This window comes from Streptococcus suis, assembly GCF_002964045.1.
Taxonomy (GTDB): Bacteria; Bacillota; Bacilli; order Lactobacillales; family Streptococcaceae; genus Streptococcus; species Streptococcus suis_U.
Genome location: NZ_POPB01000393.1, coordinates 1 through 325, shown reverse-complemented (window position 1 = coordinate 325; position 325 = coordinate 1). Strand labels below are relative to the sequence as shown.

Annotated in this window: 1 protein-coding gene; it reads left to right on the top strand. The window is 38.2% G+C overall.

The annotated features are described in order from the left end of the window. Positions 1 to 198: YozE family protein (locus C1E99_RS09985; protein WP_238146227.1), on the top strand; the 198-nt coding region annotated here is incomplete at its 5' end. Positions 199 to 325: the final 127 nt, after the last annotated feature.

Here is a 325-nt window from a genome sequence, read left to right as displayed (position 1 = left end):
TCTTGGTTGATGACCCAGCGCAACCCGAAAAGTAATGAACCAGTAGCTATCTTGGCAGATTATGCCTTTGATGAATCTGATTTTCCTAAGCAATCAGATAATTTCGATGAAGTCAGTCGTTTTTTGGAGGAATCGGCCAGCTTTGCCTTTTCCATGTCTGATTTTGATGCGATTTGGGAAGATTATTTGGGACATTGATGGATAAAATAGTACAAAATAGCCTTGTTTGGGCTATTTTTGTTATAATAGAGAAAAGCACAGGAAAAGGAGCAACTCTTGCTAGAACATTCAATTGATATTCAACTCAAGCATCCAGATGATTCGT